The organism is Paenibacillus sp. JT22N15 (assembly GCF_059383755.1).
On record NZ_JBXENV010000004.1, the window covers coordinates 422,807 to 449,776 of the forward strand.

Genomic DNA, 26,970 nt, shown 5'->3' on the forward strand with positions numbered 1-26,970 from the left:
AATTTTTTCTATCCTTTCTCTATATTTTTCTCGGACTGAAACGCGCTGCACCGCCAAAGGACGGCGACAGCCGTTTCACCTTGAAATATAGGAAAGTATACTATTTCGCCATCCTTTCTCTATATTTCTCGGACTGAAACGCGCCGCGCTGCCAAAGGACGGCGACAGCCGTTTCACCTTGTGATTATGAAAATCATTCGCATTCGCTTTCATCATTATAGAGGCCACCTATGCGCCAAGCCATGCCTTTTTGTTTGAAAAATCACTTGGACTATTCGCCGCCCGTAAATAGGGCTACGGCACGTCCAAGCTGCAGCCGAATGGAAATCGGATTGTACGGCACCCACTCATCCTTATCCAGCACATGTACTTTATTTTGCTTCACTGCGGGAAGGCTGAGCCAATACGGCGACTCAAACGTTTTCTGAGCATGGAGTGTTGAGCCCTTCTCATCTGGAAACGCAATGACAAAGATCCGGTCCCCCGCATATTCCGCAAGCTCCGCTGCCTCAATCGGCACAGAATGAAATTGCTCCCCCAGCTTGTCCATCTCCTCCGCAATCCGGGCAGGCGGCCGCAGGCCTAGAGATTGATACAGCACATATCCTACATTTCGCGCCCCATATATGAGCAGCCTCTCCGGCTTAATGACTAGTATTGTGATGATCTCGCGCGCGGCGGGACTTTGCTGGACGAGAGCACGCGCCTCCTGCTCCTCCCGCTCAAACGTATGCAGCCACTGCTCGGCCGCACTTACTCGCTGCACCGCTTGGGCAATGAGCCGCAAATGCTCCTTCCACCCCATGTCCATCCATGAAATTTCCACGACAGGCGCTATCGCCCGCAGCTGCTCGGGCCTCAGCCCATATTGCTGCAAATGCTGCTTCGCAGCAATAATGAGCTCCACCTTCGCATCCAGCAATACCGATTTCACCTGTTCAGGCGAGCTCTCGGCATGAATGAAGCGCATCGTTTGCGGAGGCGGCATATCTGCGGTGCTCACATATTCGCTGCTTTCCGTAATCGTAACGGCAGGCTCCAGCCCAAGCAGCATTAAATGGCTGGCGTAAGGAAGGAGCAGCACGGCTACATGCTGCAAAGAGTCTCGGCTATACCCTGAAGGAGCAGCACCCGTCTGCTGCTTGAAGCGCCGGCTCAAATAAAACTCATCATGGTAGCCTACCTTAAGCGCAATTTCCCTAAGCGTGCCCGAACCGTTAATTAGCAGCTCCTTGGCGCGGTGGACGCGCAGCCGTGACAAATATTCATTAGGCGAAAAGCCGTTAAGCTGCTTAAACAAGGTCGAATAATGCGACGGACTGACCCCAGCCATTGCCGCCAGCTGCTCACGTGTTATTTTTTCATTAAAATGGTTTTCTAAATATGCGACGCTTCGCTCCATTGACGGTTTGTCGCTCGTTGCATATTTGGCGTCCATCCGCTCCAGCAAGTACAGCAGAATTTGGTGAAATAAAATTTGATTTTGCATATGACGCACCTCATGTGCAGGCAGCCGATGGACATACAGCTCCTCCATCTGCGAGACAATCGCAGGCGCATGAGGAATAAACAGGCTATTCAGGCCACCAGCTACCTCGCTTTTCCGTACGATTGCACCCGCGGCTAAAGTACGCTGCTGCTCGATTGTGCCAATTACCAGCTTATAGGCATGCAGCGGCTGCACCGCGCTAGTCACTAAAGACACATGGGTTTGCGCGGGGAGAACGATAACACTGCCTTCCGTCAGCTCATACGTCTGATCGTTCATCGTGAGCGTGCCTTTGCCGCTGGCGATCGCCAGGAGCGAGGCTGCATTCTCGTTTATTTTATACATGGGCATATTTGAAGTGCTGTACAGCGAATGAATGCTGGCAGCCGCATATAGTGGAAAATGAGACTCCGCCCACTCCAACTCAACATGAATCATCCTTACAGCCCCCGATGTGATCTATTTATGGACCTTCTATTTATACTAACCACTATTATCCCGATTATATAAAAAAATAGCTATAGCCTTGAAAATTTATAAGCATAGTGAAAAAGAGATGCTGCTTCGCGCATATTTTATGCTTTTGCATACAAAAAAAACGCTCGGGACACCAAGCGTTACGAAATTGTACAATATTAAGTTTATTAAGCGCTCACAGATCCAGATCCAATAAAGCCCTTAAATCCTTCAGCTCTGCCAAGCCATTGATCATCACTCTGCCATCTGGCGTAATGCGTACTTCCAGCCGGTTTGGAATGTCTGTTAATTTTTCTTTGAGGTCGATGTAGCGATCAGTGAGAAAATGGTAGCGTTGATTGGCCGAGCCGACCCACGGCCTGCTCGTATCGAGGCGTTCCCGTTCGAATGGCCCGTCAATGAGCAAGTCGGTAACTGCAAGCAGCTCCTGCCAATCCGCCCTGCCGGCACTCCGTAAATTTTCCACTAAATAACCGGTAAAGGTCATCACCGACAAGCCGTATGCCCGCAAAATACGGGCAAGCCGCGCTAATTCGCCCGCCTGCTCGAACGGCTCTCCTCCCAGAAAGGTAATTCCCTCTACTTCGGGTCCATTTAATATTTGTGCTGCGAGCTGTTCAACCTCCATCGTCATGCCGCCGTCTTCCGGCCATGTGAACGGTACAGCGCAGCCAGGGCAATGAATCGGGCAGCCTTGCACTTGAAGGCAGGCACGGATTCCGGGCCCCTCAACGGCTGTCGAGGGAAGAAAGCGATGAACGCGCAGCACCATTAGCGCAGCTCCAAGCGGCTAACGGCAAAAGGGTTCTTTTGCATCAAATCAAGCTCTGCCATTATTCTTGTTCCTCCCTTTAATAATCCACGATCCGCCCTGTACTTTTATTTATACGTTGCTGCAAAGGACGAAATATGGTCATTAGACGTATACGTTCAACATGATGCGGTTTTAAGTCCAACAGCTGGCCTAATTGTTCTACATTCTCAAAGCCGCCATTCCGATCTCGTTCTTGCATAATACGCTTGGCAGCTATAATACCAATGGTTGGAAGATCAAGCAGCTGCTCCATCGAAGCCCTGTTGACATCAATTCGCTCGGATGACTCATTGCCACCCAGCAACGCATCTGCATCTAGCGCCTTGTCCACTTCTGCATCTAAATCCGGTACTGGAGCTTGGGATACGGTTATTGGCATCGGAGCAACCAGAGCGGGCATGAATAAAGGGATTAGCTCCTTATGCTTCAATAGGGGTACCCACTGCGCCATCCCTGGCTTCCATACAAATATTTCTGTCAGCTGCAGCTGTTTTTCTTCTATTATATTTTTCAGTGCGAAGGCGCTATAGGGTCCGTACTGCTCGCCAGCGGCGCCTACCATCCACACCTCACCCGGATCAGAGAGCAGGGAGGAGCTGACTTCACTTCCTGTCAACAAAGAAGGATCGGCTTCTCTTCCAATGTAGGATTGCAACCGCTGAAGCAGTTGGATGAGATCATCCAGCTTGATTGCTTCTCCCAATACACTATAAATATCCCCCCTGCCAAACTCCATCTCATACTTGCTGATCTTTTTTATTCTGGCATGAAGAAACTCCGTCCAGCTTAAGCTAGATCGATGGGATTTGACGGTCCAATCATTTCTCCAGTACACGCCATTAAGACCAATCGCCATGCCTCGTTTACAGCTTCCAAAAACAGTCGTATCCATAAGTGCAATCACATACTCATTAGCCGGGATTGGAATATGAGTACGGGCATTCTTTAATTTTTTCTCAGGAATCATCTCTGCGACATAATAGCTTACCCCGGAATACCCTGCGCAAATATCGATTAGATGATTTATGACTATATCTCTCAAGCTAGTCACCTCCTAACATTCACCCGAAAAACCGCTTGCCTGTCAATGATTCATAACGAAGGGTACTAACTCCCTCTGCTGATAAAAAGGCACCCTATCACCTCTCAACATTCAGTGTAATCACAATCGAGTTGTCCTCCAGCACTTGTTCACTTTCAACCGTCATCTTTTTTTCAGCTGCACGCTGCATTAGCTTTTGATAAACCATATCCTGCAAGCAGCGCTTGTAATCCTCATCCACATCTGATAAATATTCATATATCGTTTTTAAGTCTGGCGGGTTTTGAATTTCTACTTGAAATGGATGGTCATCGAACTGGCGAAAGGTCAGCACCGATTGCTCCACCTTGCAAATAATAGCGCCGTCTTGACGAAGCGGATTGACTCCAAACTCTTTAAGGGTACGAAACAATAGCTCGCCGTCGCGGAAATTTGTTGGATATGAAGGCAGCTGTGCTGCTGGAGCCAATTGGATGGGTCTCGCTGAATAACCAACAGCGGTGGAATCAAATACATTGCGGCCTGCGCCATAGTTGATGCTGTGCATAAACGACTCAATCATTTCTCTTGAATCCAACTTTGTAAATATGGCATGCCATTTTCCATCCACATGCTCCCAGGTAATAAATTGCTTGTCCCCGTCGATATGAGTTTTAATAATACCGAGCCACTTCTCCGCATCATAACCTGCTTTCCGTACAGTCCGCACAAGCTCCAATTCATTTCGAAAGTTGGTCGGCTCCTTCACCTGCATCGAATTTGCAAAATTTTCAAAGTTTTTCTTCCCCATGACAATCCGCAATGTTAATGCAACAGGGATAAGCGCGAGAGAAACTGACATCTATATACCCCCTATTTCGATTTATTTTGCTCTGTCGAATGGATTTGATTTTGCTGAATGACTGCCTGTTCCGACTCATAATATTCGGCTGTATATTCGGAGTCTATCGTTTCTGCATCCAGCAGCTGCTCAAGAATGCTAATGTAGTCGGTGCATCCTTTTCCCTTTATCCCCATTACGTCCGCTTCAATTCTACCGTCGGGGTAAATGCGGACGCGAATTTGTTTGGATGGCATACTACCAGCCTCCTTCTCGTATCGATCTTAAAAATCTATCGCTCTGCCGCCTCGTTTCAGCTTTACATCCTCTTCCTTCGGTTCAGGCGTTTCCGGCTTGTCCAGCTCCAGCCTGTATTCCTCCCGGTCCTCTTGCGGAGTTGCGGCAACGGCGCGGACATTCGCCCATTCCCGTATGCCTTGAATTTGTTCGGCTTGCGTGACCGATAGCGGCACCATCGTTTGAATCGATTTCTTGAAATCTTCAAACTGAATGCTTCGATCCTCTGAAAAAGCCTCAAACATCGCACTAATGACAATCTGCTCCACTTCTGCCCCAACATACCCCTCGGTCATGCTGGCTAAAAGGTCAAGATGCTCATCCGTCAGCTGAAAGTCGCCCACCGATTTGGGAGATTTAAGTCTTTTCACAATATGCAGCCTGAAAATATCTTTCCGTTCTTTATAGGTAGGAATATCCACGAAAAAAATTTCGTCAAAACGGCCCTTCCTCAGCATTTCTGCAGGCAGTGCATGAATGTTGTTAGCAGTGGCGATGACGAACACCGGCTTTGTTTTCTCCTGCATCCATGTCAGAAAGGTGCCAAATACACGATTCGATGTCCCGCTGTCGCCGCTCCCCGTCATGCCGCTAAACCCTTTTTCAATTTCATCAATCCAAAGGATAGACGGAGAAATCGCCTCGACCGTTTTAATCGCTTTGCGCATATTTTCCTCACTGCTGCCAACAATGCCGCTGAATATTTGTCCTACGTCCAGACGCAGCAGCGGCAGCTTCCACATGGCGCTGATCGCTTTGGCAATTAAGCTTTTTCCACAGCCAGGCACGCCTGTAATCAGCACGCCCTTCGGTGCAGGCAGCCCATATTCTGCGGCCGAATCCAGCCAAGATTTATTGCGCTTCAGCAGCCAACGCTTTAAATTTTCCAGCCCGCCAACGTCCTCGATTTTCAAATCCGATTTGATGAATTCCAAAATCTCGGATTTTTTTATAATTTGGCGTTTCTCTTCCAAAATAATTTCCACATCATGCTTATCGAGCTTGCCGTCCTCAACCATGGCCAGAGCAAAAGCATTTTCCGCCTCATGCAGCGTTAAACCAAGCGCCGCCTTCGCCAGACGTTCCACGTCTTCCATCGTTAAATCGATTATTATGCGTCCGCTAGCCTGATTAGCCTCGACCATTTCGATCAGCATGCTTTTCATTTCAACAAAGGTCGGCAATTCAAAATCAACAATCGTAATTTCCTTTTGCAGATCCGAAGGCAGGGTGAGCGTCGGGCTCAGGATGATAACATTTTTCGGATTGATGCTCCTCTTCAATGCCGGAATGAGATCTCGAATTTTACGTATAACCTGATTGTCGGCCGGTTTTCCCCCACCACCTAGAAATACATGAAAATCTTTAAGGACAAATACAGCCGGTTCCTCGTACGCTTCAATCATTTCCAGACAGCGCAGCGCAGATTTGGATTCCTCCCGGCCACGCTGGCCCTCTTCAGCTAGACCATCTGTCATGCTCCATATAAATACTTTACGAACCGTTTTAATTAAAGCTTCATTTTTCACAGCGGAATCAATCACCGATAAGGCGCGTTCCTCTTCCCAAGTTGGGATGTATATGAACGGAAATCGTGCTCGCATTAAGTTCGACAAATGCTTTTTGAACTCTAATAATGATGTTTCTCCCATATGTTTACTGGCCCCTCTATGAAACTAGGATACTATTTTTACAAAACATTCTATACAAGCGTAAACGGCCGAAAGCCGTCCTCTGGCGGTAAAGCTAACGTTTCGCGGTGAAATATAAGCGGAGTATAAGGGGGAAACTTATAAATGCTTATATTTTAAAAAAGTTCGACATAATTCGTCTTATTTCCTGCCCTGCTGGGCGTTTCGCTTCATTTAAAAAAGCAAAAAACACCTGCAAGTTACAGGTGCCTTTTGCCTAGTCGTTATCTATGAAACATATGAGAATCGTATTAGCCGATAAATCCTACTGCTTGCAAAAATCTATTCAGCATCACTGCCGCCTGCGCTCTAGTTGCAAAGTCTTTAGGCGCGAATGTTTGGTCGGCCATTCCGGTAATTATCCCTGCTTTAGCTGTCTCGGCAACTGCGGTCTCAGCCCACGGGGAGATCAGATCCTGATCGGCAAATGCAGCCTGCGCCCCGCTATCTACTGGCTCAGTTCCGTCTTTGGAGACAATCGTCAATGCTCTGGCAATCATAACCGCCATCTGTTCCCGGCTGATCTGCTCATTGGGCCCAAAGCGCTCAGTGGTTAGTCCTTGAACAAGTCCAGCTCTTACTGCTGCTTCTACCGCAGAAGCATACCATGCAGTCGGGGCTATATCCGTAAAACCTTTATACTCGGAGTCATGCTTTAAAGAGATTCCCATTCCGCGCACGAGTAAAGAAGCAAATTCAGCCCGCGTAATGCTGTCATTCGGAGCGAAACGCTCAGCGGAAATGCCATTAACAATGAACCTGGCAGCAAGCTGCTCAACCTCTGCTTTCGCCCAGTGTCCTTGCATGTCGGCAAAAGAAGGAGCGTCCTTCCTGATTACAGCATAGATGCTATGATGAGGAGTTCTCATGACGGCCTGCTTGCTGCCGTTGTTTCTTTCGCCCAATTGGGTTGGAATATATGAAACCTGTCTAGTCGCAGGATCATAATGCACGGCAAAAACCAAATCTCCCGCGGCTGCCTGATCAATTACAATGGCTTGAACCATATACGTTCCACCAAAATCGCTAATGTCAACCGTCTGCCCGTTCGCTTCAGCCATTACTTTGAAATCAACGACGCTGCCTAGCAGACTGAACCCTTTGTCATTTCCAACCCGCACAAGCTCATTGCGCACAGTATCGCTGACTTGCTCCATCGTCGAATTGATTTTCAAATCGGATACGGAAACGTCAAGCCGCTTCGCCAGCTTCTCCAGATCAAGCACGCTAGCCTTAAGCTGCATGCTGGAGCCTTTTAATTCGACCTCGATTACGGCATTCGGGAAAGTCTTCCCAATAGCTGCAATCGATGAAGCTGGAAGCTGAACCTGTACGGCGCTTTCCTTATTGTCGATTCTAATTATAATAATTGGATTCGCTGGGTCCTTTAACTGGCCAGCAACCTGATTCAAAATACTTTCCGGGACCATCAGCTTTTGAACATTCGTTCCATCCGGTTTCTTCTCGGTTACCAGTACAGAAGGATCAACAATGACCACAACTCTGCCTGACGAATCCGTCACAATTTGATAGTTAGGCCGTACATTAGAAGAAGTCGAAGCTGGATTTGGTGACGGAATCGGTGTGGCCGTTGGGCTCGGACTTGGTGTAGCACTTGGTGTAGCACTTGGTGTCGGTGTCGGTGTCGGTGTCGGTGTCGGTGTCGGTGTTGGGCTTGGCGTAGAATCGCCTACCGTTATCGTCAGCGTCTGAGCTGCTCCTCCACTAAACATAAATGTCAGGCTCGTTGTACCGACCGGCTGCGACATCATATATGCCTTCAGAATCGTTACTGTGCTGCCTGTTACAGTATAATCCGTTCCTAGAACGAGCGCCGCTGCGCCGTTAGCAACGCTGCTAAGCGTGTTGCCGTTCAGCGTCAGCCCCGTTGCCACGTCAACATTTGCCACTGCTCCCGTGTATTTATCAAAGCTGGCAGCCACAGGGCTGATGAGGCTGTCATTCGGTAGTGGAACAATGTTCGCAACCTCCATTTTTCTCACCGTTTCATTGCCTGCCAAATCCTTGGCGTAAACCGTATAGCTGCCATTGCTGGCCACATCAAAGCTTCCAGCAGCCAATAGGTCGGTTCCAGCACCCGCAAATGCGGCCGCACCATGATCGCCCGGAAGCCATTTCAAGCTGTGCAGCGAATTGCCAATACCATAGGTTGACGTGGTGACGTTCAGCGTTACCGGATCATTCGTCTGTGCGGTCGTTGATGGCGTTATAGAAATAACTGGCGCATCTGGCATCGTTACCTGAAAGGCCAAATTATTCGTTGATCTCGCTAAATAATAGTCATCACCTGCATAATGTACAGTGAAGGTATGAGTTCTCGGCTGCAGTGACGAAACCGTTAAGGTTGCCGTTCCGTTCGCAGCAAGTGAAGAGGAGCCCAGCAGCAAGCCCCCGTCCCTGAACTCAACGTTCCCTGTCGGAATGTCAAGATCACCAGTAAGGGAAGCGGTCAAAGTAATCGGCTGGAGATAGGTAGACGATGCTACCGACGTTTGCAGCGTTATCGCAGGCTGCAGAAATATTTTCACAGGCGTTGCTTGCGACCCGGTGCCATTTCCCCCATCACCAAGCATATATTCACTTCCCCACGACCATAATCGGCCATCTTGGTCAAGCCCATACGATACATCAAAACCGGCAGTTAGAGAGACAAATTGAAAAGACGTACCATTATCCGATACGGCTACTTTATGGGGAGCGGAATTTAATGTTGTGCCGTCTCCAAGCTGCCCGGCAGCATTCAATCCCCATGTCCACATATCACCGTTTTCATCGAGCGCCAGAACATGCTTGTTGCCTCCTGAAACTTGTGTGAACTTCACCGGGTTCCCGTTGTCTAGCACCGGATTTTTCTCTGGGAACCATCTATCGCTGGAGATTTGTCCATCACCAAGCTGCCCTTGATCATTTCCTCCCCAGGTCCATACGTTGCCGATGCTGTCGATGGAAAGCATCAGAAACGTACCCGTACCATAGCCTGCTCCGACTGCGATGGATTGAAATTCGGCTTCCAACGCGCCATCCATCACCCCTAATGGCGTGGGCATATACTGGCCATGGAAAATCTCCCAAATATGCTGCGTCGAATCGATTGCGATTCCGTTCTCCTCATTTCCCTCCAGCGTTTCAAAAACGACAGGGTCTCCGTTGCCGTCCGTCAATTCCCTTTTAGTAGGGACATAAGGATCAGGCGTCCACGTTCTGAAACCCCATATCCAAAGCGTTCCATTGCTATCTAACGCAAGCGAAGTAGTGCGCAGGGAGGCGATTTTCTTAAAGGTGACAGCTGTACCGCCGTCCATCACTTCAACCTTTGTCCAGACCATCGTACTCGCAGTCCCAGCGCCAAGTCCCAATTGGCCATCTCCATTATCTCCTGTCGACCACAGCTGCCCGCTCGTGTCCAAGGCAAGTGCGGAATTGAAGCCTGGCTTCACTTCCTTGAACGTCACAGTTGCGCCATTATCCATGACCGTAATCTTTTTCGGAGTATGCGAGGAAACGTTTGTCCCGTCTCCAAATTGACCAGATATGTTGCTGCCCCAAGCCCAGATTTGACCACTTGCATCCAGCGCCATTGTGGTGCCCAGTTGTGAAGCAACGGATGTAAACATCGTCCCCGCTGCAGATGCTTTTGGTGGCAGCAGCATCGGATATACAAATAGAATGACAACCATTATTGCAGCAAGCCATCTTTTCACAAAAATCCCCCTCAATTATATCGCTATACTGTATCGCTTAAAATAATGATAGATTCTGGCGCTTTAGGCACCATTACATTAAGCTAAATTATATTATTCTTAACAATTCTACCATAAAGTAATAGTAGGATTTATATTTTTTTATTCTATCCATTCCAATGTAAATACCGCGCTGTCGACTATTTTCTCCTAGTCTTCAACGCGGTCTAATTTCGCTTCGTTCCTCTTGTGCCAAACTCCTGAATATCAACTTCCACCACAATAGAAACAGGCATTCGACTAAAGCGATCCTCCCAGCCATCCTTCACCCGTTTCCATACCGCCGGCTTCTTAATGCTGAGGTGCTTGCCGAAACCCGCTACATCAACCTTGTACTGGCGCTGCGTCTTGGCGAGCGCTTTTTCCGCCATTTGCTTAATCATGACCGCCGTAGCCTTCTCTGCACGATTGATGAAATCAGCATCAAATGCGTCGCCAGGAAATGCCCAATCCTCCCGCAGCTTGCCCGTTGTCTTAATCTTCACCTGAAAAGAAATTTCGTCCCCCTGGACGATCGGCTGAATGCTGGACGTCATCTTCCGCACCTCATAACCAAGCATGGCGCCGCTGTCCGGCTCAATCCCCTCCACAATGCCATTAGAGTGATTGTTGCCAAGCAGCCAGTTCAGCCCCACCGTCTCGATTTCACTGAGAAAGCCGATCATCCGGGCTGTTGTCCCCCTAATGACTGCTGCGCTCGTGAGCTTCGCCCCTTCTGGCGAGTTGCCTGCGCCTTGAATGACAAAGCTGGACTGCCCGGTCAGATGCTCCGACATATTGCCAAGCGTTAGCGCCGGAGGAATACGCAGCGTCTTGCGATAATTGTCCGTTAGCTCGCGCAGCTCCAAAGCCGGGGTTTTCGTACTCTTCTGCTGTTGATAAATATCGCTCGCCTTTCCGTGAGAAATGACGACGCGGATGGAACGCCGTGTTTCGGTATTGCGCAGAAAAAAGTTAATGACATTTTTCAGATCAAGCTCCCGAGCCGCTTTCTCGCTAATAACAATGACTTGCAGATGCTCATAATTAGGTGGCCTTGCAGATCGGGTAGACAGCTCTCTAATGTTATCGAAGACGATTGGCCCAGCGCTGGACATGTTGACGTAATCCTTCTGCACCTTGCTGCTGGTGCTTTCCGAAAACTGGTTGGGCAGGGCAAATTGATGGGTCATGGCGATGATCGGCCTGGCCCCTTCCTCTTGTCCAGCTGGAAAATCAATGCCGACTCCAAGCGCAATGCCCGTTTCCTCAATTTCATTACGATCCCAGCAGCCCGTCAGCAGCAAAGGGATGACGAGCATGAGCAGCACAACAGACCTATTACGCGCGCTTATTTTTAGTTCCATGCCCCACCCTCCTCACCGCCGCCACTATAAAAAAAATAATGGGAATGGTGCCGAACATAAAAAACGAAGCATAACCGATATAGTCGCCAAGCTTAAACAGCTTGTTCAAATTGCTTGGCCAAATGGCAATCAAAAAAATACAAGGCAAAGACAAATAGGCGAATAGCTGAAATTTTTTGCCCGTTAGCTGTCCAAACCCCAAGCTTCCTCCATAATGGTACATCACGAAGGCTGTAAACATCGATATAACCCACAAGACGGTAAACAAAGATTCGAATCGCTCGAAAAAACCGCCGGGCAGCTCAATGTTCATTGCGACTGACATCGTTGGCCACGTTACGGTCTGCACCTCCTCCACCGTTAAGGAGCCAATCGCAACAGCAACAACCAGCGTATATAGCACCGCTGTCAAGCCGATTCCGGCGAAGGTTGCCTTGAGCGCCTTGCGGGCATCCGTCATGAAGGCCGTCACGAACAGCATCACTTCAAACCCGCTGTAGGATAAAATCGATGGCTCAATTCCTTTCAGCACCGGCGCAATGCCTTCCCCCAATACCGGGCGCAAATTGTCCAGCTCAAAGTCACCGAAGCTGAAAACGATAAAAGCAACCATAATCAGGACAATGATCGGCAAAAAAATCTCGATAAGCTGCGCGATCGCGTTGATTCCCGCTGTCGTCATATAAATGGCAACCCCCATAAACGTGAGCATGATAATGGCGATCGGCGTTTTATCCAGCAAATACATGCGCACCACCTCCCCCATGACACGCAGCAAGTAGCCAGCGGAAAAAATATAATACAGGCACATCATAGCCCCAACGCAGGAACTGATCCATTTTCCAATAATTTCCTGGCTGTATTGATAATAGGTTTTGCCGGGAAAGCGCTGGCTAAGCTTTACAATAATGAAGCCGAACATCATAGCCAATATGCCGCTAAGCAGAACAGACAGCCATCCGTCGGGCGTTCCCACACTTTTGCCAACGCTTTGCGGCAGCACGAGAATGCCTGTGCCGATCATTGCTTTCGCCGTCATCATCGCGGCTTGAGTAGCGGTAATCGATTCCTTGCTCCTATCCTTTGTCTTCATGCTGCATTCCCCTTGTCTCTATTTCTGCCGCTTATCGTCCTGAGGGCTGACCATGGCGGGACGCCGTTTCAACATATGGAGCGGAAAACGGAGGAAAAGGTCCTTCCACTGCGAAGGGCGCGCTGGCACAAACGGCGAGAGGTAAGGAACGCCGAAGCTTTTAAGCCTGGTCATATGAACGGTAATCAAAATATAAAACAAAATGACCCCATAAAGGCCCAGTACCGCAGCCGCCATCATCATGCCAAAGCGCAAAATGCGAATCGCCAGACCCGCCCCATACTGTGGAAAAGCAAACGAGGATATCGCCGTCAGCGCCACGACGATAACCATAATCGGACTGACAATTGCAGCTTGTACCGCGGCTTGACCAATGACAAGTCCTCCGACGATGCCAACCGCTTGTCCAATCGGCTTTGGCAGCCGCAGCCCCGCCTCGCGCAAAATTTCAAGCGTAATTTCCATAATGAGCGCTTCTACAATTGAGGGAAACGGCACGCCCTCTCTGCCTGCAGCAATCGATATGGCCAGCTTGGTTGGAATAAGTCCATGGTTATAGGAAATAAGAGCAATATACAGCGAAGGCAGGAACAGAGCGATAAAAGCTGCTCCATAACGCAGCAGCCGAATGAGCGAGGAAGGCAGCCAGCGCTCATAATAATCCTCTGGCGAGCTCATCATCATCGCAAACGTTACGGGCACAATGAGGGCAATAGGGGTTCCATCGATTAGAATAGCAACCCGGCCTTCCATTAAAGCACCCGCCACCCGGTCAGGCCGTTCGGTATTTTGCACCTGAGGAAATGGCGACATCACATTGTCTTCAACGAGCTGCTCGATATAACCGGATTCCAGCACCTCATCAATATCAATTTGCTTCAGCCTGCTTCTCGTTTCCTCCACCAACGCTTCATCTGTGAGCCCTTTCATGTACAGTAAAGCGATATCGGTCTGGGAGCGCCTGCCGATTTTGTACATGTCCATCGTGAAGCTCGGGTCTTTGATACGGCGGCGGAGCATGGCTGTATTGCTGCGCAACGTTTCGGTGAAGCCGTCCCGCGGGCCGCGCACGACCGCTTCCGAAACCGGCTCCTCAATCGAGCGGCGCTCCCAGCCATGAGTGTCAATGACGAGCGCCGTATCTGTCCCATCCAAAAGCAATACGGTGTTGCCAGACAACACCTCCATGACACAAGCATCAAGTTGATTTTGCGCCTTCACCTCGCCTGCCGAAATAATCGCCTCGGCTACCGTCGCCCTTCTGTCATATCCGGCAGCGTTTTTCTCCAGATGCAAAAGCGGCTTGAGCACTTGTTCATGAATCATCGGCTTATCGACCAAGCCATCGATATAGATAAGCGCAGCCTGAAAGCCCAAACGGCCCATCATGAACGAGCGAATAACCACGTCTGGACTGTGCCCGATGCGCTTTCTCATTTCCTTCACATTATGGTGAAGCTCTTCGAACAGCTTCGTGTCATTCGTCATGATGGGCCACCCCCTTATGCTGCAAATATCCGAGAATAATCGAAGTTAGCTTTACCCAATAAGTGGATTTTGATGCAAGTGAATGGAGCTAAGCACAGCCCCCTTTCTAAAAGCAAGAGCAGGCCAAATGTTATGTTATAATGAACCATCATATAAGATACATTTTCCAATCAAGCAGCAAATATAGATGAACGATTGCTTATGCTGATCGCCGCAGAAAAAAGGATTCAAGCGATCAAGGAATACCGGGAAGTAAGCGGTGTTGGCCTCAAGGAAGCCAAAAATTATGTGGATGATTTGGAGCGGAGGCAGCGTTGACCCGCTTTGAGTTGCCTCTTGTACTCCTCTTTTCCAATTTTGAATCTTTAGTGTCTATCCTATTTCACTACTCATAAAGTGATAGAATAGAGTATTCCTTTCAAAATATAAATGAGGAGCAAAACAAGTGCGGTCACATCCAATTTATTTTTTACGTATAGCCGGTTTGCTAGATGGTATTTCTTTATTAGTGTTGCTAGGCATCGCGATGCCCTTGAAATATATTTGGGGGTTCGATAAAGCCGTAACGATAGTAGGGAGCATTCACGGGGGGATATTCTGTTTATATGCAGCAGCTATCCTTTATGCCGCGATTCGGGTGAAGTGGAGCCTGCTTTGGTCTGCCGCAGCTGCCATCGCCGCTTTTGTGCCATTCGGCAACTTTGTGCTGGACCGGAAGCTGAAGAAGGTGCAGGCCAATTATAGCTTACGGACTTTCAACTATGCGGTGCTCGTATACAGCATTGTGTTTTTTTCCTTTTTCGATTTATTTTCCCAGCTTCCGGTCATGAGTACGTTTGCAGCCTCTGTCGGCGCCAGCTCATTTATTGTAGGCTTTGTCATCGGGCTGTATTCGTTATCCAATACGCTCGGCAATATTTTATCGGGGATTATGACGGACCGGATCGGGCCCTTCAAGATTTTAATGGTGGGGCTGGTGCTATCCAGCAGCGCTCTGCTGCTCTATCATTTTGTAGAAGAACCGTTATTATTGATCATCGTCCGAATCATTCACGGTTTTGTTGCCGGATTAATTGTTCCCGCAGCATTTACCTTTTCGGCAAACACGACGATTAATGGCCAGCAAGGGAAAAAAGTCGCTTTCACCGGCACATTCGTTGGGCTGGCCGCCATTATCGGGCCTGCTTTCAGCGGCATTATGGCCAGCAAAACGTCCGTCCCCTTCGTGTTCACCTGCGTCGCCGTGATGGGGTTTGCCCTTGCCATCTTATCGGCCATTTTTCTCAGCAAATATAAAATTGCCAAAAAAGAGAAGGACGACGCTGCCTCTTCGCCAGCAAGCTCGATTTTTAATGCTGGCGTGATCAAAGCGTATGGCGGTGCTTTCTTCTTAATGTTCTCCCAAGGCGTTATCGCTTATTTGCTGCCATTGCACGTGCAGTCTTTAGGATATGATTCGAGGTTAAGCGGCACTTTAATGAGCACGTTTGGCATTATTGCGGTACTCATCTTTGTCCTTCCGACCAATCGTATTTTTGACCGCGTTGCCCCAGCCAAAACGATGGCGCTCGGCATAGGCTTAATGGGATTAAGCCAGCTGCTCATTAGCCAATCGACGACGACTCTTACTCTATATGGCGTGCTCGGTTTATATGGGATCGGCTTTGCCTTCCTGTTTCCATCGATTAATACGATGCTGATTAATGCAACGCCAGCAGAGCTGCGCGGGAAAGCATACGGTTATTTTTATGCCTGTTTCTCCTTAGGGGTAGTTGTAGGCTCTTCCTTGTTAGGCTGGCTGCCCTTCAATACGCTTCAAGGGTTTATGTTTACTGGCGTTGTCCTGCTGCTGTTTGCCGCTTTTGTAGCGTTGAATGGGAAAAAAGATCGTGCTCTCAGTTACTAGCGACAGGTTTTCGGATGTTGGATGATCGGATGTTCAGATGTTGGCTAAACCCAAAAAATCGTTTTCTCACAAAAGGGATGCATTCGCCGCCCAGCTGTGAAAAAACGATTTTTTTATGGGATCCCTATTTTCTATTCGTGCTCTTTATTCAGAAGGGCTTTATTCCGCTCATTAAACTTTGCGTTATGTGAAGAAACATAGGCCATAGAAGGCGCTTTCGGCTCCAAATAAAGCTTGGCCCCATTCACGGCAATCGCCGCATCATTAAAAGCTCCGGCAATTAAATGCAGCTTATTGGGAAAGCTCGCTGTATCTCCCGCTGCAAAAATGCCCGGCAAATTCGTTCCCATTTTCTCATCGACTGCAATACTCCATTGCCCCATATCTAGGCCCCAGTCTACAATTGGTCCAAAATCGCTGAGCTGGCCATGATTGACGATGACGGCATCGACGTCTAAGCGCTGCGTATCCTCCATCAACGCGCCATCTCCATCTGTACGTGCAATAGTGACCGCTTCAATCGCATCACCATTGCCATGCAATTGCGCAATTGCAAATGGCTTGAATACGTTAATCGAAGACTCCTCTACGTATCTCGCATTTTTCTCATGTCCACCCAGTCGCTCGCGGCGATGCACCACTGTAACGCTGGCAGCAATAGACTCAAGCTCCATCGCCCAATCCACCGCTGTATCGCCACCACCGGAGAGCAGCACGCGTTTGCCTTGAAAGCTTTGCAAATCCGTCACCGTATAATGCAAGTTCGTCACCTCGAAGCGGCTCGCTCCTTCCAGTTCCAGCTTCGCAACTTTGGCGACTCCGTAACCAAGCGCTAAAATAAGCGTACGCGTATGATGCTGTTCCCCCGTATCCGAAGTAACGATCATCGTCCCGTCTTCCAGCCGTTCGAGGTTCGTAATTTGCTGGCCGAGCACAATGGTTGGTTCAAAGGTTTGCGCTTGCTCGATAAGCTGAGCAATCAAATGCTCGCAACGGGTAGGCTTCAGCCCGCCGACATCCCAAATCATTTTTTCCGGGTAAATCAACAGCCTTCCGCCAAGCTCCTCCTTCGCCTCGATCAGCTTCGTCTTCATATCCCGCATCCCGCTATAAAAAGCGGCATACAAGCCCGCCGGCCCGCCGCCGATAATCGTTACATCATATAACTCCAGTTCCGTTGTCATTCTTTATCGCCTTCCCCAGTCAGTATGCGAACAGCATCATCAACCGTGACGTTAATCGAAATAGGGTCATAAGCAAACCACTTGTCAGCTTGAATTTTGTATACTTTGTTGTTTTTCACTGCCGGAAGATTAGCCCAGATGGCCGATTTCTGCAATTCATTATACTGGCTGTCGGCTTCTTCATCGGAAACGAGGACAAAAATACGATCTGCTGCATATTCCGGAATTTTCTCCAGCGATACATCCTCCGTGCTCGTGAAGTTTGGATTTTGTTCCATCGCTTGTTTGATCAGCGGCGTTGGCGTCAATTCCAAGCTGTGATACAGAGCATAACCAATATCGCGTCCGCCATATGCCCGAATGGATTTGCCAAAAAAGCGGATAATGGCTACCGTTTCCTCTTGGGATATATGCCCCTTTATCGCTTCTCTTGCTTTAGCCGCATTGGCGTCCATTTCCTGAATAAAGGCTTCCGCCTCGGCATCCTTGCCCAAAAGTGCCGCAATGGAGCGCAGTTTCGTTGCGACATCGTCGGTACTCCACGAAATGACGACAGTAGGGGCGATTTTGGAATAATCTGCATATTCAATATTGTCAAAATCCGTTGCGATAATTAAATCTGGCTCTAAAGCAGCGATGGCCTCCAAATTCGGCGGGAAATCGCCGATACCCGCAATTCCTTCCGAATACGGAGCCAGATTGGGGCTTGCTTTCCCGAGCTGGCGTTCCACTGCACCAACGGGCTTAATGCCGAGTGCTGCCAATTCACCAAGATAGTAGGTTGCTACAACCCGCTGGGGGTTAACGGGTATTTCCACCTCGCCATTTACGGTTGTCACCTTTCGGGTTTGTGCTTCCTCTACTGGAGCCGCCGCCTCCGCAGTTTGTGCAGGCTTGCTCTGATTAGCCGCCCCGCTCTGTCCACATGCCGATACTGCCATCATAATAACCAGCAGGCTGGCGATGAAAATCATTTTTGTGCGCATCTCTCATGTTCCCCTCTATGTTTGTGATATCGATAATCATTATTAATTATAGGGAGGAATAAGGAGCGTCGCTATATCCAATTATTAAAAGCTGCTGGTCATATTGTTAACGAGCTATGCTGCTCATTAAAACAATGGCATCACTTTCGTAAGTTGATTAGCGATATGAACGGGATCATAGTGCAGCCACTCGCGGTAATCCAAATAAATAACCGGTCTCTCATTTTTCAGCTCAAACTGCCGCCAATGCTCATTCATTCGCAGCAAATCATTTTGCTCGCCCACATCGGGCACCAAAATAATAAAATTGATATCGCCAGCAAAATCAGCCATTTGGCGCATTGAAATTTCCATGCTATGAAAGTTAGGATCTTGGGCCAAACGCTGCTGTATAACCGGATGCGGCAGCAGGCCGAGAAATTCATAAAAAATGCATCCGGCATCCCTTATGCCATATAAGTAGCAGCGGTTATTTTCGATTTTGAATAGGCTGACCGTCGCATTGGGAGCAATCCTGTCTTGCAGCTTCTCCCGCAGCCTTTTTGCCTGCTGATCCAACACTTCGATATAACGTATCGCTTCGGCTTCCTTTGCAACTAGGCGTGCAATCCATTTCAAATGCTCACGCCAGCTCAAACTTAGCCAAGGGATATGAACAACTGGCGCCAGCGAGCGAAATCTCTCCTGAACGCTCTCCATGCTGCTCGTTACAATAAGCTGGGGCTTGCTTATTTCCAGCCATTTTTTTTGGCTTTCCATAGAGGCAAGCATGGGAAGCTCCGTCACCTTAGCACGAACGTCTAACGGGATAACCTCATGGCTGCTGCTGCTGAAGCGGGCGATGCTTGGCACTACCCCAAGGGCAATAAAATGGTAGGTATACGGATACTCAAGGGAGGCGATACGCTCAGGTACAAAAGCTTGCTTATACATCGTAGGGCTCATCCCTTGCACCTTGCGAAATCGCTTGCTCATATACCAGGCATCACGAAAACCGGATCGATGCGCCAATTCATCAAGCTTGCTTTTATGCCCGTGCTCCTGCAGCAGCAGCTCCGATACACGATGCACGCGAAGCCGTTCCAATAAATCAGAAGGGCTGAGCCCCGACACCTTTTTGCATAATACGGAGAAGTAGGTGCTGGAAATTCCAGCTTTTTCAGCTAATAGTTCTCTCGTCAGCGCTTCGGTGTAGTGCGACTCCATATAACGCAAAGCGGCCAAAACCGACTGCTCGGTTGTCCAGCGCTCATCATGGCCCGCTTGATGATCCTTTACCCACCAAAGCATCATCTGCTGAATGAGCATATGTGCCGTTAAGCTGCGCTGTGGCACTTCAGGATGTGTGATTGCAGTCGAAAATAGCTGCTCTGCCAGTGCAATAAGCTCGCTTGCATTGGGTGCGTGATTGTACATATGCAAATAAATAGCCCCCGCTTCCGCTAAGCTGCCATCCTGTGCTGGCATCCTAATAGATAAGGGCATAAATTCTATAAAAAAGACCCGGCATTCTCCATTTTCGGTTTCTGTTTGCAATATGCAGTCTCCTGGGCTGCCTAAAATAGCCGTACCCGAGGCCAGCTCCATTCGGCCATGCTCCATGCTCACAGCTCCAGCCCCTGCCATGCCAATCAGCATCCAATGAAAATGGGTTTGAAATAAGTACTCAGGCTGATTCGGACTGCAAGCCAGTTGTTGAATCGATTTAAACGCATATAGCACATTCTGCTCCGTTTCCATAGCCTTCCCCTTCCTTTTTACCAATGTACAAGGAATAGGGAAGTAAAACAACTGCTTTGCCGCGCTTAGTTAGCGTTCTTCCTCCTACTGCACGGCAATGACCACATTGCCTTTTTTATGCCCTTGATCCACATAGCGATGCGCCTCGGCGATTTGCTCTAGCGGGTAGCTTCGGTCAATTACGCCTTTGAGCTCGCCGCGCTCAATCAGCTCCTTCAGAAACAGCAAATCCTCCACAAACACCTTCGCGACGCCCTGTCCCTCCACCGTTAAAAATGTCCCGTTCGGCGCCAGCGCCTTGCGGGCATGTGCTTTCGTGGTTTTGCCCACCGCATCTAAGATGATATCGTAACGCTCGCCTGTTTCCGCAAAATTATGCAGCGTATAATCAATAACATGATCTGCGCCGAGTGCCCCTACCCATTCCACATTAGAGGTGCTGCATACGCCCGTAACGTCTGCTCCAAAATGCTTGGCAAGCTGGACTGCGGCAGCGCCTACTGACCCGGAAGCTCCATAAATCAGCACCTTTTGGCCGCTTTGCAAAGGCCCCTTGCGAAAAAAATGCAGCGCCGTCGTTCCGCCGAATAGAACAGCAGCGGCTTCTTCATAAGAAATATTGGCTGGCTTATGCGTGACCAGGTCCTTTTCCGAGAGACAGACATATTCGGCGTAGGCGCCAAAACGCATGCCCGTGAACGCGTAAACGGAATCGCCTATGTTGAATTTTTTGACATCCTTGCCGACCGCTTCAACCTCTCCCGTAAGCTCCACGCCTAAAATCGGCTGTCTTGGTTTAGTTATTCCGAGGAAGAGCCGCATGGGGAGCCGATATAAAAATGGACTTTTAAAGCCGCGAACTCGGCAATCCCCGGATGTAACAGAGGTCGCATGCACCTTGATTAAAATTTCATCGTCCTGCGGAGCCGGCTTATTCACTTCTTTGACCTGTAAAACCTCCGGTGCTCCATACTTTGTGCAAAATACAGCTTTCATCGTTTTCGTTGCGTTCAACGGTTTCATATAGATATCCTCCTGCGTGCATTTATATGCCATAAGTATAGAGGCAGGGAAGAACAGCAAGTAGCTACTTAAGTATGGTTTTGAAAATGGCGCTGGCGACACGATTCCCTTATCGGTTTAGCCTGACTCCCCTTTTATTGACATCTATCATTCGATATAGTATGTTTTATTTAGTTAAGCACTTAACCATATTCCTTGAAGGTGATACTATGAAAGACTTGCAGCAATATGTACTCGATTTGCCGCTTCATAATTCGGTGTTTTTTTCAATGGTTGAAACAACGGCGAGGCTAGTCGAGGTATCGGAGAAATATTGGCAATCCAAAGGACTTAATGGAGCCAGAATGCGTCTTTTAGTTGAAATCATGAAAGCAGGAGGCACCATCCTTCCCTCCAAGCTTGCAGCCAAAATCGGCGTCACCAAATCGAATATCAGCCTGCTGCTCATACCAATGGAGAGTGATGGGTACATTCGCCGGGAGCCTCATCCCAAGGATGGCCGAAAATCCGTCATCTCGATAACCAATGAGGGGCAGAGCCTGCTGCTGCAATATTTGCCCGAGAACCGACAAGGAATTGCCGAAAAAATGCAAGCGCTGGAGGAGCATGAATTACATCAGCTTTTAGCTTTATTAACGAAGTTGAAAAAGGGCTAAAGCTCTTTTTACCCATTTAGTTAAGGACTTAACTTTCTGTAGGAGAGGGTGGTATTTTTGTCAATCGTCATAACAGGAGCAAGCGGCAAGCTGGGGACTCTCATTTTAAATCAACTGCTCCACAAAGTTCCAATGAACCAGATCATTGCTTGCGTTCGATCTCGCGAAACGGCCAGGCCCTATGAGGAGCTGGGGATTACGGTACGTTACTGCGATTATGATCGCCCCGATTCTCTTGAATCCGCCTTCGCAGGCGCATCCAAGCTGCTATTCATTTCGAGCTCCCATCCTGATGATTCGATTCGTATGCGCCAGCATACCCAAGTGATTGAAGCAGCCAAAAAATCAAAGGTCGAGCAGCTGCTCTATACCAGCTTTGCTTTTCCGGAAAAAGGCTCGATTCCGCTCCCTCACTTGCATTTAGCTACCGAGCATGCCATTCAAGCCACGGGTATCCCCTATACTTTTTTACGGAATGCCTTATATATCGATTTTATTGATACCCTTGATTTAAAGACGGCTATAGAACGCGGAGAATTGCGTGTGCCTCCCGGAGATTGGCTGTTTAATTCCATTCCTCGGCAAGATATTGCTCTAGCCGCTGCGGCCGTTCTTGCTGAACCCGGCCATTTGAACAAAACCTACGAGCTTACGGCATCCAGCCCATGGTCGTTCAGCGATTTGACTGCTGCGATGGCCGAGCTTGCCCGCAAGCCTATTTCCTTGCAAGAAGACGCCACCATTCAAAATTGGATATACGGCTTTCTCCGCAAAATCGATGCTTCATCCACCTCCAATGATTTGGAGCAGCTAATCGGTCGTCCGTCCACCTCATTAAAAGAAAGCATAAAACCATTTATCTCTTTATAGCTTTATATGATCGCTGTATACAATCATTCCATTTTAGTAAGGAGCCATTTCTTTATGACGCATAGGTGGGAAGCTATATTTACCAAGCTGCAACAAATTTCGCCTATTCCTGAAGAGGAAGAGCAAGCCTTCAAGCGGTTAGCCGTGCACAAATCCATTGCAAAAAACAGCCATTTTATTCGAGAAGGAGAACAGGCAGACTGCATCGGTATATGCGTCAGCGGATTGTTTCGATTGTACTATACAACGCCTGACGGAGTGGAGTTCAATAAAAGCTTTTGCGCTAAAAATGATTTTATCGCGGCTTACAGCTCTTTGCTGGAGAACGTCCCTGCTTATTTTTCCATACAGGCGTTGATGGATAGCGAATTAATGATTATTCCGTATAAGGATTTTCAATCGTTGTATGACCGTCATATTTGTTGGGAACGGCTGGGGCGAGCTTTAATCGAGCAGTTATATGTAAAAAAAGAAAGGCGCGAGCGCGAGCTGCTTTTTCTGTCCGCTGAAGCAAGATACCGCATTTTTCTTGAGCAATACGCGTTAGAAGCCAAGCATGTTCCGCAGTATCATGTGGCCTCCTATCTGGGAATTACCCCTGTCGCCCTAAGCCGAATTCGCCGAAAATTAACCTAGGTTAATGAAAAGCTCCCCTCCTTGCTCTACAGTTGAGGAAAGAAAGGGGAGATTTTTTTGAAGCGATCCGGGCATACCATTCTCATTACCGGCGGGGCCTCAGGCATTGGGCTAGCTTTAGCTGAGCAATTCATCCGGCATAATAATCACGTCATCGTTGCCGGCAGGGATGAGCGCAAATTGCTAGAAATGAAAGCAACCTATGCGAGCATCACTACCTATGCTTGTCATATTGAGGTCGAAGAACAGCTAAATGCGCTTGTGGCGCAGCTGTACAATAACCATCCAGAGCTGGACGTTGTTATTAACAATGCCGGAATACAATATAACTATTCCTTATTGGAGGCGCAGCCTGCTTCTAAGCAAATAAAGGAAGAAATCGCGATCAATTTGACCGCACCTATTGTTCTTGCCTCCAAGCTGCTGCCGCTGCTTGCCCGCCAGCATGAAGCCGCAATTGTTAACGTTTCATCTGGTTTAGGCCTCGTTCCGAAAAAATCTGCTCCCGTTTATTGCGCGACGAAGGCGGGGTTGCATCTATTTTCCAAATCCCTCCGCTATCAGCTGGGAAAAACAAAATATCGCCAGATGAGTTAGCTTCGCAATTTATGGATTATTTTCAAAATAACCGCTTGGAGGTGCCGATTGGCAAAGTGAAATGGCTAAAGACTATCCAGCGCTGGTTCCCGTCGCTTGCCGAGCGCATATTGAAAAATAGTTAGCTGCTTTAGCGGCATTACCCCACACGATTTTATTTTTCATTAAAATATTCCTAACTCGCGGGCGCGTGCTACCGCTTCAGTTCGCCGCTTGACCTGCAGCTTGTCGAATATGTTGCGGTTATGGCCTTTGACTGAGCTTAGGGCGAGAAATAGCCGTTCGCTAATCTGACGGTTCGAGAGCCCTTGCTCAATCAACTGCAGCACCTCCAGCTCTCTTCCAGTTAATGGCTCAATAAGCGGCTCAGAGGCGTGTTTCAGCCGTGGCTTCAGCCGGTCTTTGCCTTCTGGACCTTCTGGACCATTTTGGCCTAATGGGCTTGCGTGACTTAGCTTGCCTATTTTCTCCTCGGCTTCACATGCAGCGAGCACCTGATTCCGATAGCTTGAGCCAGCTCCTCGGGCAACGATCTCTCGCAGCAGCTTGCGAATGGGCAGCCCTTCATCGACAAAAACGCGAATGAAGCCGCCGGGCTCAGCAAGCACCAGCGCTTCGGCCAACATAGCTGTGGCTTTGACCTTATCGCCATGTTCATACCAAGCGGCGGCTTGTGCCACACTTGCCTTGAGCCGTTCATACGGCAGCTCCTTCGCTTCCGCGTGCTCCCGCCACAGCTTTAAAATCGCAAGCGCAGCGGCTGGATTCCCTTGCGCTAATTCACACTTTGCCTCGCTGATCGCCAGCTCATTTTTTGCCGCAAGCTGGGCGGCCGCTTCGGTGCTGCCTTGGCGAAGCAGCACTAGCACCTGCACCTCTGCAATGGCCGGCATTTGCAAAGCATGCTGCTGCTGGCGTGCTGCATGGTCCGCCTTTGCCAGCAGTGCAGCCGCACCGCCGACGTCTCCTCTCGCCAGCAGCAGGCGTACAAGAAATACCTCAGCCTCAATGGCACGGTCTGTATGCTCCAGCTGCTGCGTGAGTGGAAGGGCTATTTGGGCATACTGCTCAGCGGCATTCAGCTCATTCCATTGGTAATAAATGCGGGCTAAGCCCAAATAGGCTACGCCTGCTGCGGGCAGCGGCGGCTCTCCCGCCAACTCAAGCGCGTGACGATAAGTCCCTGCCGCCGTATCAAGCAAATTTTCCGCTTCTTGAATGCTTGCAAGGCCAATCGCCGCCATAAACGAAATGATGACATGCCCAATCCGCTCGCTGCTGGCCAACGCTTCAGCATAAGCCCTGCCCGCAGCGCCATATTCTCCCTGAAGCTGATACGCATAGCCGAGCGTCCAGGTCGTAGCTGTGCGAACAGAGTGATTATCCGGATGCAAATAATCGAGCGCACGCCGCGAATGAGCCAAAATCATGTCTGGCTGGTGCTTGCTCACCGCAAGCGTGGCGCGAATCGATGCTGTATGACCGATCCAATCACGGGTGTTCGCATCTTGGCAGGCGTCCGCTTGCAAAAGCTGTTCAGCAGCTAGCAGCTTCTGTTCAACACCGCTTAATTGTCCCGTCATCAGCAGCGCCGAAGCATAGAGCACGAATAGGGAAGGACGTGCCACAAACTCCTTTTCCGGCAGCGAATCCAGCCATTTCAGCGCAGGAGTGACCATCCCTCGAAAAATAAGGGAGACGCCATCTCCCTCCAGCAGTCTGGCAGCACCTTCAATGTCCTGAGCGGCTGCTGCATGGTGAAAGGCTTCCAGCACAAAGCCATTTAGCTCATACCACTTGCTCGCACGCCGATGCGATTCATTTACGCCCTCGCCTACCGCATCCACAGATGAGCTCCCTTGCTGCTTCTGGGCAAGCCGCTGCCGCAGCAAATCGCCAAACAGATGATGATAGCGGTACCAGCGCCGCTCATTATCCAGCGGGACGATAAACAGATTAGCACGCTCCAAATATTCTAAAGTCGTTTGCCCATTTGCTTGGTAATCGCCTTTGGGATTGGTTTCGGATAATAAGCCCCATTCCCCGTTTTCTGGGCGAAGCACAGCATCGCAAAGCGGACCACAAAAACGGTCGAGCATGGAGGTGCCCAATAAAAAATGATGAATGGCTGCAGGCTGCTGCTGCAGCACTTCTTCAACCAAATAATCCAGCACAAACGGGTGGCTGCCCGTAAATGAGTGAATAAAGCTGGACGTATCCGCTTGCCCCTGCATGGAGAGTCCGGCGAGCTGCATTCCTGCAACCCAGCCTTCTGTGCGATTCTCCAGCATGGCTATATGTTCGGTCGTCAGGCTCAGACCCATCACCCGTTCAAAAAATTCGCTTGCCTCGGGCAGCGTAAAGCGCAAATCAGCAGCGCGCACCTCGGTTAGCTGGTCCCGCACACGCAGGCGGGCCACAGGCAAGTGATGAAGCTCACGGGTGACAATTACAAGATGCATGGGTGGCGGCAAGTGTTCAAGAAGAAGAGTGATAGCTTGATAAATCGACTTATTTTCTAATTTATGAAAATCATCAAGTACAACCAGGAATGGGTGAGTAATCGAGGCGATTTCGCTCAGCAGCGCCTTGACCAACGTTTCAATGGGCAGCGGCTGGGGAGCTTGGAGCAGCTTTAGCAGGCCAACGCCAAAATTCGGCGCGACCGTCATCAAAGCAGCGTGCAAATAAAGCATAAAAGTGAGCGGATCGTCGTCCCCTTCATCCAGTGAAAGCCAGCACGCGGGCCTTCCGCAGCTTCTGATCCAATCGCTGGCGAGCGTTGTTTTGCCAAAACCGGCAGAGGCCGAGATGACCGTCAGCTTGCGGTGCAAGCCTTCATTCAACCGTTCAATTAGACGGGGGCGCAGCACAGCGTTCGAGCGCGGCACCGGTATATATAGTTTTGTAGACAATATTGGGGTTATCATAGCTCAATTATAATAATCGCATTCCTGCATCGTCAATCCAATAGATGATAGATGTTTGCTGTGCCAAGCCCGTAAGCTGGTCCTGCCGGAACGCAACGCTCCTGTTATATTTTTTTCGAATCAA

At 49.2% G+C, this 26,970-nt stretch carries 21 protein-coding genes; 6 read left to right on the forward strand and 15 right to left on the reverse strand.

The features are described 5' to 3' along the window. Positions 1–271: 271 nt before the first annotated feature. From AC50X8_RS10390 to AC50X8_RS10435, 10 genes are all read right to left on the reverse strand, one after another. Positions 272–1,927 carry a helix-turn-helix domain-containing protein gene (locus AC50X8_RS10390; RefSeq protein ID WP_494879671.1) on the reverse strand — a complete coding sequence of 552 codons (1,656 nt, stop codon included), beginning with the start codon at positions 1,925–1,927 and terminating at the stop codon, positions 272–274. Positions 1,928–2,141: 214 nt separating this feature from the next. After that, positions 2,142–2,738, reverse strand: a complete 597-nt coding sequence (locus AC50X8_RS10395) for a 4Fe-4S single cluster domain-containing protein (RefSeq protein ID WP_494879673.1) — start codon at positions 2,736–2,738, stop codon at positions 2,142–2,144. Positions 2,739–2,817: 79 nt separating this feature from the next. Further along, complete coding sequence (locus AC50X8_RS10400) at positions 2,818–3,822, reverse strand: helix-hairpin-helix domain-containing protein (RefSeq protein WP_494879674.1); 1,005 nt, start codon at positions 3,820–3,822, stop codon at positions 2,818–2,820. 97 nt (positions 3,823–3,919) lie between these two features. After that, entirely contained in the window at positions 3,920–4,663 is a 744-nt protein-coding gene (locus AC50X8_RS10405) for a hypothetical protein (protein WP_494879675.1), read from the reverse strand. An 11-nt stretch (positions 4,664–4,674) separates the two neighbouring features. After that, a complete protein-coding gene (locus tag AC50X8_RS10410; RefSeq protein ID WP_494879676.1) occupies positions 4,675–4,899 on the reverse strand; it encodes a DUF2997 domain-containing protein in 225 nt (74 codons plus the stop codon). A gap of 27 nt (positions 4,900–4,926) precedes the next feature. After that, complete coding sequence (locus tag AC50X8_RS10415) at positions 4,927–6,591, reverse strand: AAA family ATPase (protein WP_494879677.1); 1,665 nt, start codon at positions 6,589–6,591, stop codon at positions 4,927–4,929. 290 nt (positions 6,592–6,881) lie between these two features. Further along, positions 6,882–10,352, reverse strand: a complete 3,471-nt coding sequence (locus AC50X8_RS10420; RefSeq protein ID WP_494879678.1) for an S-layer homology domain-containing protein — start codon at positions 10,350–10,352, stop codon at positions 6,882–6,884. 206 nt (positions 10,353–10,558) lie between these two features. Continuing rightward, positions 10,559–11,737, reverse strand: coding sequence for a Ger(x)C family spore germination protein (locus tag AC50X8_RS10425; protein WP_494879679.1), 1,179 nt, complete (start codon positions 11,735–11,737; stop codon positions 10,559–10,561). Further along, a complete protein-coding gene (locus AC50X8_RS10430) occupies positions 11,712–12,830 on the reverse strand; it encodes a GerAB/ArcD/ProY family transporter (RefSeq protein ID WP_494879680.1) in 1,119 nt (372 codons plus the stop codon). The genes AC50X8_RS10425 and AC50X8_RS10430 overlap by 26 nt, the downstream gene beginning before the upstream one ends. Positions 12,831–12,848: 18 nt before the next feature. Then, a complete protein-coding gene (locus AC50X8_RS10435) occupies positions 12,849–14,318 on the reverse strand; it encodes a spore germination protein (protein WP_494879681.1) in 1,470 nt (489 codons plus the stop codon). A gap of 201 nt (positions 14,319–14,519) precedes the next feature. On the opposite strand from AC50X8_RS10435, the gene AC50X8_RS10440 reads away from it, so the two are divergent. Continuing rightward, on the forward strand, positions 14,520–14,636 hold the full coding sequence (locus tag AC50X8_RS10440; protein WP_081419046.1) for a ribosomal protein L7/L12: 117 nt from the start codon (positions 14,520–14,522) through the stop codon (positions 14,634–14,636). Positions 14,637–14,763: 127 nt separating this feature from the next. Continuing rightward, entirely contained in the window at positions 14,764–16,224 is a 1,461-nt protein-coding gene (locus AC50X8_RS10445; RefSeq protein WP_494879682.1) for an MFS transporter, read from the forward strand. 131 nt (positions 16,225–16,355) lie between these two features. On the opposite strand, the gene AC50X8_RS10450 is transcribed toward AC50X8_RS10445, so the two are convergent. The 4 genes from AC50X8_RS10450 to AC50X8_RS10465 all read right to left on the reverse strand — a co-directional run bounded on the left by AC50X8_RS10450 (position 16,356) and on the right by AC50X8_RS10465 (position 21,130). After that, positions 16,356–17,408, reverse strand: a complete 1,053-nt coding sequence (locus AC50X8_RS10450) for an NAD(P)/FAD-dependent oxidoreductase (RefSeq protein WP_494879683.1) — start codon at positions 17,406–17,408, stop codon at positions 16,356–16,358. After that, a complete protein-coding gene (locus AC50X8_RS10455) occupies positions 17,405–18,394 on the reverse strand; it encodes an ABC transporter substrate-binding protein (protein ID WP_056040904.1) in 990 nt (329 codons plus the stop codon). Before AC50X8_RS10455 ends, AC50X8_RS10450 begins: the two co-directional genes overlap by 4 nt. A 126-nt stretch (positions 18,395–18,520) precedes the next feature. Then, positions 18,521–20,134 carry an AraC family transcriptional regulator gene (locus AC50X8_RS10460; protein WP_494879684.1) on the reverse strand — a complete coding sequence of 538 codons (1,614 nt, stop codon included), beginning with the start codon at positions 20,132–20,134 and terminating at the stop codon, positions 18,521–18,523. An 84-nt stretch (positions 20,135–20,218) separates the two neighbouring features. Beyond that, the gene (locus AC50X8_RS10465; RefSeq protein WP_056041449.1) at positions 20,219–21,130 is read right to left on the reverse strand and encodes an NAD(P)-dependent alcohol dehydrogenase; all 912 of its coding nucleotides are present in this window, start codon (positions 21,128–21,130) and stop codon (positions 20,219–20,221) included. A 236-nt stretch (positions 21,131–21,366) separates the two neighbouring features. On the opposite strand from AC50X8_RS10465, the gene AC50X8_RS10470 reads away from it, so the two are divergent. The 4 genes from AC50X8_RS10470 to AC50X8_RS10485 are packed head-to-tail and all read left to right on the forward strand — an operon-like array spanning position 21,367 to position 23,916. Further along, positions 21,367–21,813: a MarR family winged helix-turn-helix transcriptional regulator gene (locus tag AC50X8_RS10470; protein ID WP_494879685.1), complete on the forward strand. Its 447-nt coding sequence runs from the start codon at positions 21,367–21,369 to the stop codon at positions 21,811–21,813. A 57-nt stretch (positions 21,814–21,870) separates the two neighbouring features. Continuing rightward, positions 21,871–22,683 (forward strand): NAD(P)H-binding protein, encoded by an 813-nt coding sequence (locus AC50X8_RS10475; RefSeq protein ID WP_494879686.1) that lies wholly within the window; start codon positions 21,871–21,873, stop codon positions 22,681–22,683. Between the two features lie 54 nt (positions 22,684–22,737). Next, complete coding sequence (locus tag AC50X8_RS10480) at positions 22,738–23,319, forward strand: Crp/Fnr family transcriptional regulator (RefSeq protein ID WP_494879687.1); 582 nt, start codon at positions 22,738–22,740, stop codon at positions 23,317–23,319. Between the two features lie 57 nt (positions 23,320–23,376). Next, on the forward strand, positions 23,377–23,916 hold the full coding sequence (locus tag AC50X8_RS10485; RefSeq protein WP_056040898.1) for an SDR family oxidoreductase: 540 nt from the start codon (positions 23,377–23,379) through the stop codon (positions 23,914–23,916). A 164-nt stretch (positions 23,917–24,080) separates the two neighbouring features. On the opposite strand, the gene AC50X8_RS10490 is transcribed toward AC50X8_RS10485, so the two are convergent. Then, positions 24,081–26,831 carry a winged helix-turn-helix domain-containing protein gene (locus AC50X8_RS10490; RefSeq protein ID WP_494879688.1) on the reverse strand — a complete coding sequence of 917 codons (2,751 nt, stop codon included), beginning with the start codon at positions 26,829–26,831 and terminating at the stop codon, positions 24,081–24,083. Positions 26,832–26,970 lie beyond the last annotated feature (139 nt).

Excerpts from the sequence above, each read along its gene's own strand:
- AC50X8_RS10390 (WP_494879671.1), bottom strand. The coding sequence starts at position 1,927 with ATGATTCATGTTGAGTTGGAGTGGGCGGAGTCTCATTTTCCACTATAT.
- AC50X8_RS10395 (WP_494879673.1), bottom strand. The coding sequence starts at position 2,738 with ATGGTGCTGCGCGTTCATCGCTTTCTTCCCTCGACAGCCGTTGAGGGG.
- AC50X8_RS10405 (WP_494879675.1), bottom strand. The coding sequence starts at position 4,663 with ATGTCAGTTTCTCTCGCGCTTATCCCTGTTGCATTAACATTGCGGATT.
- AC50X8_RS10410 (WP_494879676.1), bottom strand. The coding sequence starts at position 4,899 with ATGCCATCCAAACAAATTCGCGTCCGCATTTACCCCGACGGTAGAATT.
- AC50X8_RS10415 (WP_494879677.1), bottom strand. The coding sequence starts at position 6,591 with ATGGGAGAAACATCATTATTAGAGTTCAAAAAGCATTTGTCGAACTTA.
- AC50X8_RS10425 (WP_494879679.1), bottom strand. The coding sequence starts at position 11,737 with ATGGAACTAAAAATAAGCGCGCGTAATAGGTCTGTTGTGCTGCTCATG.
- AC50X8_RS10430 (WP_494879680.1), bottom strand. The coding sequence starts at position 12,830 with ATGAAGACAAAGGATAGGAGCAAGGAATCGATTACCGCTACTCAAGCC.
- AC50X8_RS10435 (WP_494879681.1), bottom strand. The coding sequence starts at position 14,318 with ATGACGAATGACACGAAGCTGTTCGAAGAGCTTCACCATAATGTGAAG.
- AC50X8_RS10440 (WP_081419046.1), top strand. The coding sequence starts at position 14,520 with ATGCTGATCGCCGCAGAAAAAAGGATTCAAGCGATCAAGGAATACCGG.
- AC50X8_RS10450 (WP_494879683.1), bottom strand. The coding sequence starts at position 17,408 with ATGACAACGGAACTGGAGTTATATGATGTAACGATTATCGGCGGCGGG.
- AC50X8_RS10455 (WP_056040904.1), bottom strand. The coding sequence starts at position 18,394 with ATGCGCACAAAAATGATTTTCATCGCCAGCCTGCTGGTTATTATGATG.
- AC50X8_RS10460 (WP_494879684.1), bottom strand. The coding sequence starts at position 20,134 with ATGGAAACGGAGCAGAATGTGCTATATGCGTTTAAATCGATTCAACAA.
- AC50X8_RS10465 (WP_056041449.1), bottom strand. The coding sequence starts at position 21,130 with ATGAAAGCTGTATTTTGCACAAAGTATGGAGCACCGGAGGTTTTACAG.
- AC50X8_RS10470 (WP_494879685.1), top strand. The coding sequence starts at position 21,367 with ATGAAAGACTTGCAGCAATATGTACTCGATTTGCCGCTTCATAATTCG.
- AC50X8_RS10480 (WP_494879687.1), top strand. The coding sequence starts at position 22,738 with ATGACGCATAGGTGGGAAGCTATATTTACCAAGCTGCAACAAATTTCG.